Genomic DNA, 15,837 nt, shown 5'->3' on the forward strand with positions numbered 1-15,837 from the left:
AACGCCTGGGAGACGGTGAGGGATCACCGCTCCGGACTGAAAACCAAATCACCGCGAGCAAGCGGCTGCGGCTGCATACCCAGCCAGGCGCTGTAGCCCAGGCGCCCTGAGCCGCCCAGTGCCGCGCCGTTCACATCCTGACTCTGTAACAACACGCGCAGGGACCATTGATACTCAATGCCGAGATACTGACGAACCCAGTCGCGAAGCCGGGTTACCCAGGCCTCTCCGGGCAAAAAATGGCGGTAGGTTTCAGCATCCAGCGGCCCCAGCTCGATGCGAAAATTATGGGCGACATCGCGTACCGCCGCCCCCAGAAAGGCCGATTCCCCCAGACGCGGCGCACGACGCCCGCCCTGTAACCGCGCTCTTTCTCGCTCACCCAGAGGCATCCATTGTGGAACATTCGCCACCACCTTCACCGGCACGTTGAAGTAGGCACGCAGGATCTTCTCCAGCCCTTCCGGGTCACGGCCATTACGCGTTAAATGTCCGGCCAGGGCGAAACGAGCATGCGGGCTAAGAGACCCCTTTTCCAGTTGCCCCGGCTGCCCCATGCCGATAAGCGAAGCGATATACCGCTCGAAGCGTTTGTTGTCCGGGCGATCCAGTGAAACCGTCGGCTGCGCATCGGCCCAGGCGCGATAAAACAACAGCGTCAGGCGGTGATGAAACAGGTCGGCAAACGCCGTCAGGCTCTCATCCTGATGGTGATCCAGCCGCTCGCGCGCATACTCTGTCAGGTGCAGCGGCAGCGGTCCGTTCGGCCCGAACAGACCAAAACTTAAAATCGACACATCATACAGAGATGACTGGTCACGCTGACGCACCTCTGCCAGGGTCGAAGGGGCAAAACCGAGCGACGGTTTCTGACCAATACGCAGAGGTTCAAAGCGCGGCAGCGGCGCGCGGCCCAGCGGATAACGCTCGCCGCCCTGGGCATCAACACGGCGCAACAGGGTGAACAGATCGTAACGCCAGGGCGCCGCCATCACGTTCTGCCAGAACGACGGCGGCATGGCGGTTGCCCGCGTCACGGGTGAAAGACGGGTCAGCGTTTCGCTCATATCAGCGCCCTTTTGCCCATCCGTGGTGGCCAGTAGCCCACCTCGCCGCGCTGCTGGCTGTAGAGCGTGAACTCGGTAAAGCTGTTCATCGCCACCAGCCGGGCAAAAACACGCTCCAGTACGCTACCGAATAGCCACGGGCTAAAACCGGAAAACGCCTGTTCGTCCACCGTCAGCGAGATACTCACGCCACGGGCAAAGACAATCGGCCCCGGCTCCGGTACCCGGCGGTGTACCGGCTGCAACACGCATTTGCGCACGCCGTCAATCTGTCTGGCGACCGGGGCTTCCGCCAGCCGGGTGTAGAGGCCCAGTAATTGGCGAAGCGCCGCCGCCCCTTGCCCTTCTTCGCCGTCCATCAGGCTCAGGTAATTCATCTGTAGCTGGCTCACCAGTTGCCAGGTACTGAACCCTTCCGCCAGCGCCGGACGCGGTGGCGTTGGCCCTTTGCGCAGATGCGGATTTTTAACCGGCAGTGAGTCCGGCAGCACAAATTTGCCCATCTCCTGCTGGAGCATCAGCGGCAGGTCGCGACTGGTACAGAGCACTTCGGCGGTGATGTAACGCAGATCATCGCGCCAGGGCGCGTGCTGTTCATCCACCAGCGAGGCAAACACCTCCGAACCGATATACCCGGTACGCGTACCGTAGCGCTGGGCATGTTCGGACAGGCCGCGCTGTTCGCGGCGCAGTGAAAAGTAGGCGCCGTAGTTGCCGTTATCCTGGCTCTGGCTGCGCCAGAACGGACGAAACTCTTGATCATCACGTTGCCCGTCAACGCTGGCATGAATACGGGTAACGGCGTAAATCTCGTAATCCATCGGACGAATGTTATCGACCACCAGATGGTATTCGTGCTGGCTGTCGCTCAGTTTTTGCCGTTCCGCCACTTTGGCGAACAGGTTCACTACCGGGGTGCAGTGCAGCGCCAGATGGTTTTTATCCACCACGCGCTCAAGCTGATCATCGGCTTTATCCAGCAGGATGATGATGTCAAAGGTGGTGGCATCACCGCTCTGCGCCAGCAGTGGACGCAGCCCTTTCAGGCTGAAAAAGAGGAAGCGCGACGGAAAAGCAAAATACTCTTGTAGCAGACGGTAACCGTCAAAGTTACGCAAGTCGTCCGGCAACAGCGCCTGATCGGACTCGAACCCTTCCTGATGTAGTGCGTCTTCCGGCAGAACCAGCGGCGCGGTTGAAGTACCGGGAATCAGCGCCAGCGCCCCGACCTGATGCGCCATCAGCAGCTCCAGCAGTTGCAGCGCCTGCATATCCGGGCCGCTTAAAAAGAACTCCACGCGGTCAAAATCAAGGTGTGAGAGTTTCACCGGACCGTCACAGCGCAGCCGGATCCGCAGTGCGCTGACCGCCCCGCTCTGGCCGAGGCCGATACGCAGCAGCGGCAGGTCGGCAGGTACGCCGCCCAGTTCGACGGCGCTAATGCTCAGCGGCAGTAACGTCACATCATGTGCGGTGGTGTAACTGCAGGTGACGCCATTTTTCTTGAGCGTCTGGCTGTCCATCATGGTGCCGCGCGGCACCACAAAGCCTTTACTTAAATCGCCTTTTGCCGGGTCAGGTTGCAGTTCGGCAATCGCCATTGATGGGGTGGGCGCAAGGTAGTTTGGCGCGATCATCTCCAGCAGACGCTGAGAGAACCGTGGAAACTCGGCGTCCATCTTAAGCTGCACGCGGGAGGTCAGAAAGGCGAACCCTTCCATCAGACGCTCGACATACGGGTCGGCGACGTCCATGCCCTGCATTCCCAGCCGCCCCGCCACTTTCGGATAGCGGCCCGCAAACTCCTGACCCATTTCCCGCAGCCAGGCCAGTTCGCGGTTGTAATACTCGAGTAATTTACTCTCCACGCTTACCCCACATCTTTTAACTCGAAATGGCCATTTTCCAGGTCGACATCGGTGCGAAACAAAAAGGATAACGGATACGGCACGCACCACAGGCGGCCTTTGATTTCAATCGATAAGACGTTGTGCAGATCCAGCGACTTTGTATCGGAGATGCAGCGCACCATCAGCCCCTGAGGCAAAATACGCGGTTCGAAATGCAAAATCGCGTCGGTAAGCTTGCGCTGGATATCCTGCCATTCAATGTCGGACATGCGCTGACCGGCCAGTGGCGCCACGCCAAAATTGGCGACCGAGCGGCGCACGTGACTCAGTTTTGAGAGATCGTTTTGCGCCTCGTTATTGATGGTGTTGAACAGCCACTGCAGGTCACGCAGTACGTGGCGACGCAGCGCATTGTGCGAGACCAGATTGCTGTTAAGCGGCTCCTGCTTTTTGTCCGGCGCGTCATCGGTCAGGCGGTCCAGCAATGACGGCTGCATTTTGTCGCGCGCCCCCGGCGACTCTTTGCCGGTTCTGGCGCGCCAGCCGCTACGCAGCAGATCGCGGTCGTCCTGAGGCTGACTACTCATGCGCATCGCCTTTGGCAAAACGCAGGCTGGCTAAATCGAGCAGCGGAAATTCCGCCGTATCGTTAAGCCACACTTTTTGGCCGCGCCCCATGTAATGGGGCTCCTCGCCCGGCAGCGGCTGCCACTCGGTGGTGCGTGAGAGCAAGAAGCGGTCTTCAACCTGATTGTCCAGCGGATAGCGCGCCGGGATCTGGCACACCTGCTCGCTGCCGTCATGCAGACGGATCCGGGTGTGTCGCCAGACCAGGTCGATGACGCTCGCCGGGGCTTGAAACTCCATCTCTTCAATCGCGCTGAACGGCAGCCAGAAGTAGCGTCCGTTGACGATGGCCTCGCAGACCGGGCCAAAGCGGCAGTCGCCATCCATCAGCCAGTCGAAGCTGTGGGTGGTGCCATCCTGTAAGGTCAGTTCGCCGGGAATGGCCTCGGCCTGTTCCAGCGCCCCAATGCGATGTGAGCAGGCTTCGGTAGCGGAAAGATCGAGGGCGGCAACCATTGCCGCCAGCCACGGCCATTGTTTGTCCGGCATCGCCGGACGCGCCCGTCCGGCCATCACTTCTGCGCGCTGTCGTTCACCATTGATGGTTTGTTCAAGCAGGGTGATGGTCGGCTGCGCCTGTGGCGTCAGCGCCAGCCAGCTTTTGAGCTGTGCCAGGGCGCGTGGCCAGTTGCCCTCAAGGCAGAGCATTTGCGTAAAGGCCGCACGCAGGTCGGCATCGGTGGGTTGCGTGCGAATGCGGTTTTCCAGTTGCCCCAGACTCTCCCGGAGGGATTCTCCCGCGAGTTGTTGCTCTAGTGTGTTCATCACCGCTCCTCTGTGTAAAACGAATGAAATTGTGGGTTTTTCCTCTCACCGCAACCCTGGTAAGCATCGCGCCACCGGGGGCCGTCCCGGATGGCGGCGCAAGCGCCTTATCCGGGCTACGCGGTGAGCTGCTCGCCCGGTCCCCTCTTGAGGATTAGGGGGAAAACTAGTGCACAGCCTTATACGTACCGACCGCCGGGTCGCGCAGTTGCGGACGCAGAGAGTCAATCAGCAAAATGTTGAGCGTCGTACCAGGAGCGAACCACGGGGTCCAGACCTTACGCACCTCGTCAAGCCGTGCCTGCAGCCGGGCCTGATCGTTGGCCAGCTCGCGCGAAACTTCGACGGCGACGGTGCCGTTCGCCTGCCAGCCGCTCAGAGAAGGCACATAAGGCAGGATCATCCAGCTCTGACCGAGACTGCCTTCGCTGGCCACCATTCGCTCGTTGTTCACTGTGGTTATCAACAGACGGTCAGCGTCCGCACTCTCGCTCAACCCGCTTACCGGGAAACCGTGGACAAAGGTCATGGTGGTTTTACGCTCAATGCCGTTGGTGATTTGGCTAACATCACTGCGACCATTGAGCCAGCCGCCCTTCTCACATTTACCGTCGTCTTTGGCCGGGATAAACAGCGCCGGGCTGCTGCTATCACCCTGCCAGAATGTCCGCAGATGGCAGCCATCCTGGAGAGTAAACTCCTGCCACGGCGTGCGGTTCGCCGCCGGGGAGTTATCTTCCGGGCGTCCTTCCGGCAGTTGTAAGCCACTGGCGGTATTGGTCGCAGGCGGCGTACTTGTCGCCGCAGCCGCCGGAGTGACAACCGGCGCCCAGTCTTTCGCTTTGCTTGCGGTCCCCTGGGCCAGCGTGTTGTTTTGCGCATCGGTCAATTTCCAGCGCACCAGCGCCAGCGTGCCGCACTGGTTTTCGAGCAGCGCGCCCAGACGCGGCATAAAACTGTCGAGCACGGTGACTTTTTTATCGCCATTCGCCACGATACGCAGCGGTAATTCCCGCGCACACCAGCTTTTCGGCGAGTTATCCGCGATGTCGTCGATCCAGATATCCAGTTTTTGTGTAGGAGACTGCACGATACGGTAGTTTTCAGCCTGAGCGCCAAAACAGACCGCGAACAGCGCCAGCCCCGGAAGCCAAAGTTTCATAAAATTCCTTGTAAGCCTGTATCAATCACGAAGAGGGAAAAACTGCGACGCTTGCGCCAGCGAGTGCAGAAGCGTGGTGTCCTGTGGAGCACCAACCCATACCGCTACGGCGCTGTAATTGTCCTGCTGATCATGACTTTCCACGTTGGTGCGCAGCAGTATCTGATTCATTAATGTCAGCCATTCATGGGGGGTATTGACCATATGCAGGGACTGTTTCATCTGCTCTTCGCTCACCCCGTGCCAGAAACCGTCGGTGCAGAGCAAAAACACATCGCCATCTTCAATCGGTACCACATCGCTGTAGCTGGCTTCGCGCTCATCATCACCCAGCCCTAACGCGAAATAGAGCAAGTTGCTGTTGATACCCTCGGTCTGGTGTCCGGCGTCTTTCATCTGCTGTACCAGGCTGTGATCGGTGGTGACGTGGTACAGCCACCCGCGGCGAAACAGGTAAAGTCGGCTGTCTCCCGCATGTACCCAGTAGGCAAGATGGTAATCTCGGTCAATAAACAGACTCACCATGGTGGTGCCCATACGCTGAAACTGCTCAGCCGCTTTTTGTTCGGTGCGAATGGCGTTGTTGGCTTCGTTGATATACTCGCGAATGTATTGCGCATTCAGATGCTGGTCGCCATCGAAGCGGGTGATGATGGCATTGCGGGCGAGCTCGGCCGCCACATCGCCGCCGGGAAGCCCGGCAATACCGTCGCATACCACGAAACATGCGGCGCGCTCGCCAATGCTTTCACCGGTTTGATCCTGGTTACTCGCACGCGCGCCCTGTCGGGACATTGAGGCGGTGCTGATATTCATTGTTGTTCTTCCGATGCGCTTTGTGAATCTTTGTACTGGTTTACTTCCATGTCATAGGCATGCAGGAAAGCCTCGCCAAACAGCGTGTGGAAGTCGTCATCGATTTCACCGGCCGTTTCAGCGTAAGAACGCACAAAATAGTCCCACAGCGCCGCTTTGCGATTGGAGAGCATGCCCAGACGCGCAGTGGCGCCGTCGCGTTTAGCATCCTCTTCCAGCAGTTCCGGGTTAAAGGATTGCAGCATGGCGGCGATAATGGCGCGAATGCCGGAGATCATCCCTAACTGGTGGGCCTGTAAGTCGATCAATGCATCGCGCACCGACTTCTTCGGCGGCATAAAGCCAGGCATACGGGTACCGAACATCTGCATCAACACGGTTTTGCCGGAAGGCAGCAATTTAAACGGGTTGTTGGCGTCATCGAGCACCATCGTCATGTCCGCTTTTACCCCACGTTTAAGGATGGAGCGTGATGACAACAGCGCCACTGTCCCTTGAGAAAACATGCTCAGCATCTGTCCGAGCTGACGCATGTTTTCCCGATCAAACTGCGGCGTGGGCTGCATATCACTGAGCCCCATCCCTTCCAGCAGTGCATCCAGCAGTTCGCCTTTAAGAACATCACCGCTGCTCTCACCGCTGCTGGTCGTTGCGGATTGCGCGTTTTCGCTCTGCACCGGGTCGATACGCAAGCGGCCTTTTGGCGTCTGGGCGGCGGCACGCTGTACGGTTTGCGGCGTGGGTAACGTGATGGCGACATATTCCGGTATCTCGCTGTTGGCTTCCGGCACCACGGGTTCCGGCGCAACAAACAGCGGCTGCACATCCTCTGGCTCTGTGTGCGGCACGATATCGTCATGCGGTACGACCGGTTCCGGCTGCGGCGGGACAGGCGCTTGCCAGGCCGGTTCCGCTTTCTTCGGCTCAGACGGAGCAATATCATCTACATGACTTAGCGGCACGGCGCCACTGAGCAGCCCCAGCGGGTCGTCATCTCGCGCCTGCTGCGTGCTCGCCCCGGCACCGCCAAAGAGCGCTAACGGATCCAGTTCATCCGGCGCGGGTGCGTCCTGTTTAGCCGTGGGTTCTACGGGCGGCACCAGCGTTGAGGGCGTGACATCGGCGAAAATGCTGTCGTTTTTGAACAGCGGTTCGTCGTTAAACAGCTTGTCCGTGTCGATGGCGCGCGGCGCGGTAGCGGATTCGTTTTTACTCAATAAGGCCAGCGGGTCTTCCGGGTTGCGTTCCGGTTCTTTCGGCGCGGCAAACGGATTGAGCGCCTGGGGCTCTGGTTTCGCACGGTTACTGGAGATGCTGTCGGAGATGGAAAACTCCTGCATCAGACTGTCCCAGATCTCTGTTGGCACGGCGGTGGTGGCGTTCTCTTTTTTCTCCACCGGTGCCGGATCGGGCGTAAGTCCTGCCTGTACATTCGCCGCCATACGGCTGACCGGCTGGGTATCCAGAATCAAATCGGTCACTTCAATGCGGTATTCGTCTATATCCAGGATATCGCCATCCTGCAGTTCAACCTGGCGGCCCCGCTCCAGCGGAATGTCGTTGAGTACGACTCGGGTCACATTGCCACGGTTAGTAATGCGGCATTCACCGTTCCCGGCGATATGTACGATCGCCTGCAGGCGCGAAATGGCGCGCTCATTGTCCGGCAGCACCAGGTTATTGTCCGTTCCGCGTCCAATGGTGCCTCCCGGCGGATAAAAATCGCAGCGGCTTTGCGGAGGTTGATGGCCGGGTTTATTGGTAACTATTGTGAATCGCATAGCGTATTCCTGCTGGAGTTATTAGCGTTCCGAAAAGGGTCAGTTCTGATAACGCTGGTGCTGGAAAATAAAAATGCCAGTGAAGCCTCAGTGGCTTAATTAATGGGTTGTAAATCATTAAGTTTAATATATCCCCGCGCCTCACCCAGCAGACCGGGTTTATTTTCATCACGTACCGCAACCTGAATCCAGTTAGCGTTGATTGTTTTTATTTTTACCAGTGGCGTTCCGGAAGTAACAGGCTGTAAATCTTTCGCCCCGTCATCGGGTTGTTGCTTGAAGTGTTTATTCTCTACCCCTGATTTTAGGGTGTAGGTCATCATCCAGGGGAAGGCTTCACAACCCGCATTTTTTTCAAGTTTATCGGTATCAATAGCGTTGCTATCCGCAGGTTTGAAATGCTTCAACTCGCCAGTAAAGTAACGATGGTCGCACTCTGTCGATCCGGTAAGTTTATCAACCGTAATAGCACCAGCACGCTCAATGTGCCCCTCTTTCCAGGTCAAAAACTCAGATGGAATATGGGGAAAGTAACGCTTGAGTTGCTCAGGTTCAGCGTCTTTTTTATCAACATTAAGGTTGATCACTTTCTCAACATTGTCGCCATCTTTAGTGACGAAATAACGGTATTTCAGTTCTGGCGTATTTCGCTGACCATCGTCGCTCCATACGGGTAGCCAGTAGACCTGAAGAATACCCTGGTGCAGGGTCTGTTCTGCGGCTGTGGAGAGTGAAGCAAAAAACAACGTGCTGATAACAATAAATGTCTTGAGCATGACCCGTCCCTTTCTAATTACTGCAATTTACATAACATGATGTAATCGTTACTGTAAAATTCTCAATACCTTCTTGCGTCAGGAAATTTTTCAGCTCATTCAATTTCGTTACGCTGTTGCCGACAAAGTTATCGCCTTTTGATGCACCAATAAGCAGACAGCCATCTGTGTTGTCAGGGTAATTCCCATTATGAATTAAGATATAACGTGAGACTGGAACGGATGAGTTATAAAGCAAAGGAACAGGATTGTGTGATTGTACAGTGGGAATATTACTATTATGCCACTGCAATCTATAAGATCCTTCCGGAATCCTTTTTCTTAGCCCGGATTCCGTCGTATCAGGTCCGGGGCGTTCAAGAATATAACCACTTATCGTACTGCCGGAAATATCATACGTACTGATCGTTGAACTGTCAGTTTGCCAGAGACGCTTTATGGAGATGAGATAATTTGCCATACACTCCCCTTAACGCTTTCAGCGATCCCTTTCGGGATCGCTGCAAAAGACCTTACGCTTCTTTGTTTTCTTTGATATTCCAGCCGGCACTGGTTTCAGCGCCTTTACCGCCAGAAGAAGACTGCTCCCAGTACTGCTGTTTCACTTTCGCAGCCTGGAATGCGTAAGTTACGCCAACGGTGTCGCCATTATCCGCACCGGTGTACTGCACGGAAGTTACTAACACTTCTTCCAGCGTAATGCGCGCATATTCAACCTGCTGACCGCCCGCTTTGCAGACAGAAAGCTCAACTTTGGTTAAGTGCTTGCCGCTGGCGCAGTGTTTCAGGACTGCCGTTGTGGATTTGTCAATTAATGCGTTTACATGCAGGTCATTGAAATTAACTTTACCGGCACCGCCGCCGCCGCCGACGCTCATATTCCCCGGCTGCGAAGCGCCCCAGGAAAAAGAAGTAATATCAGTCCAGCCGGTGTGGTTAGAATCTTTCGACTCACCCGTAACGCCATCGACCTTCAGAAACATATCAATAGCCATAATATTTACTCTTCGTTAATGATGATTATTGCTTTCGAAAAAGCGTGTATATACCAGTCATCGCTGATGGTATAGAACTAATGGGTAAATATGGGGCCAGCTAAAACCGTCCATATTTTACCTCTCCCTCATATCCGCCATCATGACCCTGGCGGATATGCTTTGCACCCTCTGAACAACAAGGGTCGCGAAGATTAACGCTGTGAATTGTCTAATAAAATAATTCTAAAACCAGATTATATTGTGTTCCCGGAACCCGTTTTCTGGGTAGTCTGGGAAGAGTTTAATTTACATAACATTATTGTGATGGGCAGTTCCAGATATATCACTATATATCACTACGCGTACGTTCTTTACGCCGCGCCAAAGAATCATGAAGCTGTTTTAGCGTTTTATAAAACAACCTCATTTTTTCTTCTCTTTTTTACAGGGAAAAACGTCAGACAGTGATTCAACAATAAGGGTTGATGCCCGGGTTTTACGCTCCTGCGGTGATAAATTCGCAAAACGGGATGAGAGATGTTCATGGGCTGAGGAGGGAAGTAGCCGTTGATAACTGCACCAGGTTTTTCCTTCCGTCGCATCCATCACGCCAAGAAAATACATTTCAGCCTTGATCCGCTCCCGTTCGTTGGTTTTCGAGAACCAGGCTTGCGCAAAACGCTCACTGCTCATATTGACGTCAAACCCTGTCAACAATTCGGTATCTCGCAGAAAATTCGCGGTGTCATCCTGGGGTAGCGGCTCTGCTCGCGGGTATTCGTAGGTCTCAGCGTTTGCCAGTCCCGTCGCGAGACAACACAGCAGGCTAAGTGTGATGTAACGTTTTTTCATGTCCTGTTCCCTGTTCCCGGATACGGTAAACATCACCGAACCTGTTCCTTACGTAGCCCCGCTAAGCGTAGCGCCACCGGGGGAAATATGACCGTCGTCCTTAAAAAAACATATCAATAACCATACTGTCTATTTTTCGTTAATGATGATTATTGTTTTCGAAAAGTACTTATATGATGGCAGCAACATTGCATCAGTCCGAATAGCAATTTTCATATTATACACTGGTTTTTACTACAGCGAATGACATGCTATTATTCTTTCACTCCCTGCCCTTTCAAATTTAAGGATTGAAAATGAAAAAATTCCTCGCGCTGACTGCAATGTTTATTTTACTGCTTGCCGGATTGTATACCCTTGTGGATATCATTCAATCACTCTGGTTGGTTCTTAAATATGAATCGCTAAACCCCTACTCCACCGGCGCATTAACGGGGAAAGTGCTGTTTCTCCTGGTTGTCTGCGGATTGTTTTTTCTTGTTCGTCGGATTTATAAGAATAAAATCGCTCATCGTTAAGATCCAGTCAACCTGCTCCAGCGGTGCCTGAGGACTACTGATGAAAATACCGTTTGCTGTATTCTTCACGCCTTTGGCGCCCTGGCAACAAAATGGTCAATGATCTGTTCGGTGAACATTCTGTTGGTACTGAGATAATTAATCGCCTCAATCCACGGTTCCAGTACGTCCTCTACCATAAAATAAAGCAAATCCAGATCGCCCGCCTCGCGCAAGGCATAGTAAATAGATTCATTAAGCTCTTTCAGATCCCTTGAGCTATAAATGGAGCGTGAAATCATTGCCCCGACACCCAGCACACCGGTTATTTTGGCAGAAAGTAAAAAGCGCGGGATGATGTATGTGCCGAACCAGGAGGCCAGTTCACTGGCAAAAACCGTTTTAAAGGCCAACTTACCTAACTGAGAGCCAGCCACTTTTAGCATTATTTTTTCCACCTGCTCGTGTGTTAAGCCGTGGACATAGCGATTGATGACAATATAGATAAGCTGCCAGAAGTCTTTGGACGTCACCCCACGCTTCGTTAGCTCTCCCAGGCGAATGCGCTCCCTCTCATTGAGGCCACTGTTCTCCGTATCAAACATGTCCTTTGCCAGGGTCCACATATCCTGTGGTAAAGAGACAAAGCTATCGATGGCCGCCTGCAAGACGATATCCGCTGCGCTTTGCTTCTCGGGATTTAAAATCTTTAACATCCCCTCCGCTATCTGAACGGGTGAACCAGACATAATGGTGTGCTCCTTGCTGACCAATGGATTAAACAGTATGTATGATGCACGGTGCCGCAGGCATGTTCACGGCCAGCCTGCGGCGTCTCCGCTCTTATGCCTCTTTGGTTTTCAGCGACGGCAGTTTTGATACCAGACGCAGTGAGACAGTCAGTCCTTCCAGTTGATAATGCGGACGCAGGAAGAATTTCGCGGTGTAGTAACCGGGGTTATCTTCAATCTCCTGCACCTGCACTTCGGCGGCGGCCAGCGGTTTGCGCGCTTTGGTCTCCTGAGAGGAGTTTGCCGGGTCGCCATCGACATAGTTCATCACCCAGTCGTTCAGCCAGCGCTCCATTTCATCACGCTCGCGGAAAGAGCCGATTTTGTCGCGCACAATGCACTTGAGATAGTGCGCAAAACGGCAGCAGGCGAAGAGGTACGGCAAACGCGAGGCCAGACGCGCGTTGGCGGTCGCATCGGCGTCATGGTATTCCATCGGTTTTTGCAGCGACTGGGCACCGATAAAGGCGGCAAAGTCAGAGTTTTTGCGGTGAATCAGCGGCATAAAGCCATTTTTCGCCAGCTCGGCTTCACGACGGTCACTGATGGCGATTTCAGTCGGGCACTTCATGTCCACGCCGCCGTCATCGCTCGGGAAGGTGTGGCATGGCAGGTTTTCCACCGCCCCACCGGATTCGACACCGCGAATCGAGGTACACCAGCCATACTCTTTGAAGGAGCGGTTGATGTTCGTCGCCATCGCATACGCCGCGTTCGCCCACGAGTAGTTGCTGTGGTTAGCGCCATCGGTCTCTTCTTCAAAGTCGAAGCTATCAACCGGGTTAGTACGAATACCGTACGGCAGGCGTGACAGGAAGCGCGGCATCACCAGCCCCAGATAACGGGAGTCTTCCGATTCACGCAGCGAACGCCAGGCGGCGTACTCGGTGTTCTGGAAAATTTTGGTCAGGTCGCGCGGGTTCGCCAGCTCCTGCCAGGATTCCATCTGCATCACACTTGGTGCGGTACCGGTAATAAACGGACAGTGCGCCGCCGCGCCGATACGCGCCATCTCACCCAGCAGTTCCACATCCTGCGGACTGTGATCGAAATAGTAGTCGCCAACCAGGCAGCCAAAGGGTTCGCCACCGAACTGACCGTACTCTTCTTCGTAGATTTTTTTGAAGATAGGGCTCTGGTCCCAGCCGACACCTTTGTAGCGTTTCAGAACGCGGCCCAGTTCCGGCTTCGAAATGCTCATAAAGCGGATTTTCAGCATTTCGTCGGTTTCAGTGTTGTTGACCAGATAGCTCAGCCCACGCCAGGCGCTTTCCAGTTTCTGAAACTCTTCGTGGTGAATGATCTCATTGACCTGTTGAGAGAGTTTTTCATCAATCCCGGCAATCAGATTCTGAATCGTGCGATAAGTGTCAGAGGAGAAAGTGACGGTGTTAGCCAGCGCCTGCTGGGCCAGCGTCTGTACCGCAGACTCGACCGCTGAACGCGCCTGTTCCGTTTTCGGGCGAAACTCTTTGCTGAGCAGCGCGCTAAACTCGTCCTGGCTGAATGTTTCGCCCTGCGGCAAGTCTTGCTGTTGGGTTACATTGCTCATGATTTACTCCTCTTTACCTGACGTGCTATCGCGGTTGTCCGGCATCTGACTCAGCGATTTCAGCAGTGTCGGATCTTTCAGGATTTTAGCAATCAGCTCTTCCGCGCCGTTTTTACCGTCCATATAGGTCAGGAGGTTGGAGAGCTGAGTACGGGCTTCGAGCAGTGAATTCAGCGGCTCGACTTTGCGTGCCACCGCATCCGGCAGGAAATCTTCCATGCTGTCGAAGGTCAGATCGACGTTCAATTTGCCTTCCCCGGTCAGCGTGTTGTCCACCTGGAAAGCCACGCGCGGTTTCAGCGCTTTCATGCGTTCATCGAAGTTGTCGATATCGATATCAAGGAACTTACGTTCGTCAACAGAAGGCAGATTCTCAACCGGTTTACCCACCAGGTCGGCCATCACCCCCATCACAAACGGAAGCTGAATTTTGCGCTCCGCGCCATACACTTCCACGTCGTATTCAATCTGAACGCGTGGCGCGCGGTTACGCGCGATAAATTTTTGTCCACTGTTACTCGTTGCCATGATGTTCTCCATCGAAGATGCGCGGTGACGCTATCGGGATTGTTTCACCCTGTCGTCAAAGGTTATGGGTGACGCCCAAATATGTTTTCCAGTTGCTGCACGCCATCCGGCGCCAGATCGCGAACGATCGCCATAAAATCCAGTTCGATCAGCCGCTGTACGCGGTCAATCATCAGCGGCGCGGGATGGCTTGGCTCATGCTGAGCAAAATAGAGCTTCACTTTTTCCAGCATCAGTTGCGCATCGGCGCGGCTGTTAAGCTGTACGCTCCGCCAGTCCGTATGATTGACAGGCGCTGCGGCGGGTGTCGTCGCCGACGCCTGAGGAATTGGCGCTGTCGCTGTCTCGTCGGGCTGCGCCTCGTCGCCTGCGCGACCTGCGCGGTTAATCAAGGTTGCGGTCTTAATGAGTTGTTCCATTTCCGGCGCACCACTCTCCCCAAGACGTTCCACCAGCCAGCTACGGATGGTGAGCAACCGTCCTTCGATTTGCATCATGACGCTGGTGGCCTCTTTTCCGGCGCGCGCCAGTTCGTCAACCAACCGTACGCGTCCGCCCGGAAAATTGGGGCACTCTGTTTTGCTGCCGTCCAGTAGCGCCTGTGCGTCGCGGACTGTCAGCTCATCGCCATTGCTACGCAGTAAAATGGACTGGCGCAGCGTGGCGGTGAGTGTGGATTTATCACTGAGTTCTGCCAGCGCGTTAATACGGTAAAACGGATCTTCTTCACCGTTTTCTGTCAACGCGGGCCACAGATCATCCCAGTAGAGGGCCAGTGCCTGGCCGATAAGTGAAAGCCCGTCTGCATACCCTTCCAGACCACGGCGACGCGTCCAGGCATGGGTCAGCGCCAGCATGACGCGCAGATCTTTGGTGCGTGACAGCAGCGCGGTGGCGAGCTTTTCAACACGTGTCCAGTCTGCCGGCTCTGCGGGAATAATGGTGTCACCAAATTGCTGTTCCGCTTTGCCCTGGCTTGCCTGTTCCAGCGCCTGAAACTCAGCGTCATACTCCAGGTTTTCACCACAGGGCTGCGTCGGGCTGATGGGTTCAAGTAAGGTTTCAAGAGTCATACACAGATTCGCTTAATCAAACATCGGAGGATAAAGACCATGGCGCCCCGGTCGTGCACCGCCTGCCGGATCGAACAGCATGGTAAAAAGCTGCCCGGTAAAATTGCCGCTGTGCACATGCGTATAGAGTGGATAGCCATCGCTACGGTTGGTCCACCAGAAACTGGTCTGGCGCAGCGGGTCAAAACATTCTGCGGCCTGACGCCAGCTCAACGTCGGCGCCGCGTCGCCTTCGTAACCGATAACATCGAGGATTTCCGAGCGGTTTTCTTCCACCACGGGCTGCGGCGTGGGAATCGACAGCAGCGCCTGATCAAGTTGTTCTGCCGAGTAACTGTTGCGGATCGCATGCAGCAGGGTTCGCCCCAGTTGCTCATACCAGTCCCCCGACTGCGCCAGTTGGCGTGGGGACCACTCCAACGGGTTTATCGCCAGCAGCGCGCACAACGGATATTGCCGCCCGACGCTGTCGCGACCGGGTAACAGACAGCCCATCTGCACCTGCTGACCACCTAACATTGGCGGCACGACAAAATTCCATATCGGCGCATTGCCGAATTGCCTGTCCGCCGCTCGCTCTTGCTCTTTTTGCCAGTTCATTAGCCCCACCTGAAACCAGTGGGACCATTGACGCTGGAGCGCGTCCGGGAAACGTCGCTGTAAGAAGTCGCCGGCACTGGGCAATTTTCCATACCAGCTAATTGCACTCGTCGTAGTCATTCG

Annotated in this window: 17 protein-coding genes; 1 reads left to right on the forward strand and 16 read right to left on the reverse strand. The window is 55.0% G+C overall.

Annotated elements, in window-relative coordinates:
• Positions 1-23 precede the first annotated feature (23 nt).
• From tssG to ACS0RQ_RS16290, 11 genes are all read right to left on the reverse strand, one after another.
• On the reverse strand, positions 24-1,067 hold the full coding sequence (gene tssG, locus ACS0RQ_RS16240) for a type VI secretion system baseplate subunit TssG (protein WP_039079474.1): 1,044 nt from the start codon (positions 1,065-1,067) through the stop codon (positions 24-26).
• Positions 1,064-2,935 carry a type VI secretion system baseplate subunit TssF gene (tssF, locus tag ACS0RQ_RS16245; RefSeq protein ID WP_271851130.1) on the reverse strand — a complete coding sequence of 624 codons (1,872 nt, stop codon included), beginning with the start codon at positions 2,933-2,935 and terminating at the stop codon, positions 1,064-1,066. The genes tssG and tssF overlap by 4 nt, the downstream gene beginning before the upstream one ends.
• 2 nt (positions 2,936-2,937) lie before the next feature.
• Positions 2,938-3,504: a type VI secretion system baseplate subunit TssE gene (tssE, locus tag ACS0RQ_RS16250; protein WP_071195232.1), complete on the reverse strand. Its 567-nt coding sequence runs from the start codon at positions 3,502-3,504 to the stop codon at positions 2,938-2,940.
• A complete protein-coding gene (locus ACS0RQ_RS16255; protein WP_079496699.1) occupies positions 3,497-4,309 on the reverse strand; it encodes a type VI secretion system accessory protein TagJ in 813 nt (270 codons plus the stop codon). The genes tssE and ACS0RQ_RS16255 overlap by 8 nt, the downstream gene beginning before the upstream one ends.
• A 166-nt stretch (positions 4,310-4,475) precedes the next feature.
• Positions 4,476-5,471 (reverse strand): hypothetical protein, encoded by a 996-nt coding sequence (locus ACS0RQ_RS16260; protein ID WP_125124900.1) that lies wholly within the window; start codon positions 5,469-5,471, stop codon positions 4,476-4,478.
• Between the two features lie 21 nt (positions 5,472-5,492).
• Positions 5,493-6,287, reverse strand: a complete 795-nt coding sequence (locus ACS0RQ_RS16265; RefSeq protein ID WP_039079479.1) for a PP2C family protein-serine/threonine phosphatase — start codon at positions 6,285-6,287, stop codon at positions 5,493-5,495.
• Entirely contained in the window at positions 6,284-8,068 is a 1,785-nt protein-coding gene (tagH, locus tag ACS0RQ_RS16270; RefSeq protein WP_271851131.1) for a type VI secretion system-associated FHA domain protein TagH, read from the reverse strand. Before tagH ends, ACS0RQ_RS16265 begins: the two co-directional genes overlap by 4 nt.
• A gap of 95 nt (positions 8,069-8,163) precedes the next feature.
• The gene (locus ACS0RQ_RS16275; protein WP_271851132.1) at positions 8,164-8,844 is read right to left on the reverse strand and encodes a hypothetical protein; all 681 of its coding nucleotides are present in this window, start codon (positions 8,842-8,844) and stop codon (positions 8,164-8,166) included.
• A gap of 13 nt (positions 8,845-8,857) precedes the next feature.
• Entirely contained in the window at positions 8,858-9,304 is a 447-nt protein-coding gene (locus ACS0RQ_RS16280) for a DUF5675 family protein (RefSeq protein WP_072039747.1), read from the reverse strand.
• 52 nt (positions 9,305-9,356) lie between these two features.
• Positions 9,357-9,839, reverse strand: coding sequence for an Hcp family type VI secretion system effector (locus ACS0RQ_RS16285; RefSeq protein WP_271851133.1), 483 nt, complete (start codon positions 9,837-9,839; stop codon positions 9,357-9,359).
• Between the two features lie 405 nt (positions 9,840-10,244).
• Positions 10,245-10,673, reverse strand: coding sequence for a Rap1a/Tai family immunity protein (locus tag ACS0RQ_RS16290; RefSeq protein ID WP_271851134.1), 429 nt, complete (start codon positions 10,671-10,673; stop codon positions 10,245-10,247).
• A gap of 296 nt (positions 10,674-10,969) precedes the next feature.
• Here ACS0RQ_RS16290 and ACS0RQ_RS16295 point away from each other — a divergent pair, with 296 nt between their 5' ends.
• Positions 10,970-11,191, forward strand: coding sequence for a hypothetical protein (locus ACS0RQ_RS16295; protein ID WP_271851135.1), 222 nt, complete (start codon positions 10,970-10,972; stop codon positions 11,189-11,191).
• A gap of 65 nt (positions 11,192-11,256) precedes the next feature.
• Here ACS0RQ_RS16295 and ACS0RQ_RS16300 read toward each other — a convergent pair whose 3' ends face one another.
• The 5 genes from ACS0RQ_RS16300 to tagF form a co-directional block, all read right to left on the reverse strand.
• Positions 11,257-11,919: an Ssp6 family T6SS pore-forming effector gene (locus tag ACS0RQ_RS16300; RefSeq protein WP_271851136.1), complete on the reverse strand. Its 663-nt coding sequence runs from the start codon at positions 11,917-11,919 to the stop codon at positions 11,257-11,259.
• A 94-nt stretch (positions 11,920-12,013) separates the two neighbouring features.
• Complete coding sequence (gene tssC, locus ACS0RQ_RS16305; protein WP_271851137.1) at positions 12,014-13,513, reverse strand: type VI secretion system contractile sheath large subunit; 1,500 nt, start codon at positions 13,511-13,513, stop codon at positions 12,014-12,016.
• A 3-nt stretch (positions 13,514-13,516) separates the two neighbouring features.
• Positions 13,517-14,041, reverse strand: coding sequence for a type VI secretion system contractile sheath small subunit (tssB, locus tag ACS0RQ_RS16310; RefSeq protein WP_039079487.1), 525 nt, complete (start codon positions 14,039-14,041; stop codon positions 13,517-13,519).
• Between the two features lie 62 nt (positions 14,042-14,103).
• Complete coding sequence (gene tssA / locus ACS0RQ_RS16315; protein ID WP_271851138.1) at positions 14,104-15,114, reverse strand: type VI secretion system protein TssA; 1,011 nt, start codon at positions 15,112-15,114, stop codon at positions 14,104-14,106.
• A gap of 12 nt (positions 15,115-15,126) precedes the next feature.
• Positions 15,127-15,834: a type VI secretion system-associated protein TagF gene (gene tagF, locus ACS0RQ_RS16320; protein WP_271851139.1), complete on the reverse strand. Its 708-nt coding sequence runs from the start codon at positions 15,832-15,834 to the stop codon at positions 15,127-15,129.
• Positions 15,835-15,837: the final 3 nt, after the last annotated feature.

This window comes from Phytobacter diazotrophicus (assembly GCF_052061655.1).
GTDB classification, from domain to species: Bacteria; Pseudomonadota; Gammaproteobacteria; order Enterobacterales; family Enterobacteriaceae; genus Phytobacter; species Phytobacter diazotrophicus.

What these genes read in the sequence shown, in the direction of transcription:
- tssE (WP_071195232.1), bottom strand. Translation starts at nt 3,504, where the DNA reads ATGAGTAGTCAGCCTCAGGACGACCGCGATCTGCTGCGTAGCGGCTGG.
- ACS0RQ_RS16260 (WP_125124900.1), bottom strand. Translation starts at nt 5,471, where the DNA reads ATGAAACTTTGGCTTCCGGGGCTGGCGCTGTTCGCGGTCTGTTTTGGC.
- tagF (WP_271851139.1), bottom strand. Translation starts at nt 15,834, where the DNA reads ATGACTACGACGAGTGCAATTAGCTGGTATGGAAAATTGCCCAGTGCC.
- tssG (WP_039079474.1), bottom strand. Translation starts at nt 1,067, where the DNA reads ATGAGCGAAACGCTGACCCGTCTTTCACCCGTGACGCGGGCAACCGCC.
- ACS0RQ_RS16290 (WP_271851134.1), bottom strand. Translation starts at nt 10,673, where the DNA reads ATGAAAAAACGTTACATCACACTTAGCCTGCTGTGTTGTCTCGCGACG.
- ACS0RQ_RS16275 (WP_271851132.1), bottom strand. Translation starts at nt 8,844, where the DNA reads ATGCTCAAGACATTTATTGTTATCAGCACGTTGTTTTTTGCTTCACTC.
- ACS0RQ_RS16255 (WP_079496699.1), bottom strand. Translation starts at nt 4,309, where the DNA reads ATGAACACACTAGAGCAACAACTCGCGGGAGAATCCCTCCGGGAGAGT.
- ACS0RQ_RS16280 (WP_072039747.1), bottom strand. Translation starts at nt 9,304, where the DNA reads ATGGCAAATTATCTCATCTCCATAAAGCGTCTCTGGCAAACTGACAGT.
- tagH (WP_271851131.1), bottom strand. Translation starts at nt 8,068, where the DNA reads ATGCGATTCACAATAGTTACCAATAAACCCGGCCATCAACCTCCGCAA.
- ACS0RQ_RS16300 (WP_271851136.1), bottom strand. Translation starts at nt 11,919, where the DNA reads ATGTCTGGTTCACCCGTTCAGATAGCGGAGGGGATGTTAAAGATTTTA.
- ACS0RQ_RS16285 (WP_271851133.1), bottom strand. Translation starts at nt 9,839, where the DNA reads ATGGCTATTGATATGTTTCTGAAGGTCGATGGCGTTACGGGTGAGTCG.
- tssB (WP_039079487.1), bottom strand. Translation starts at nt 14,041, where the DNA reads ATGGCAACGAGTAACAGTGGACAAAAATTTATCGCGCGTAACCGCGCG.
- ACS0RQ_RS16295 (WP_271851135.1), top strand. Translation starts at nt 10,970, where the DNA reads ATGAAAAAATTCCTCGCGCTGACTGCAATGTTTATTTTACTGCTTGCC.
- tssC (WP_271851137.1), bottom strand. Translation starts at nt 13,513, where the DNA reads ATGAGCAATGTAACCCAACAGCAAGACTTGCCGCAGGGCGAAACATTC.
- ACS0RQ_RS16265 (WP_039079479.1), bottom strand. Translation starts at nt 6,287, where the DNA reads ATGAATATCAGCACCGCCTCAATGTCCCGACAGGGCGCGCGTGCGAGT.
- tssA (WP_271851138.1), bottom strand. Translation starts at nt 15,114, where the DNA reads ATGACTCTTGAAACCTTACTTGAACCCATCAGCCCGACGCAGCCCTGT.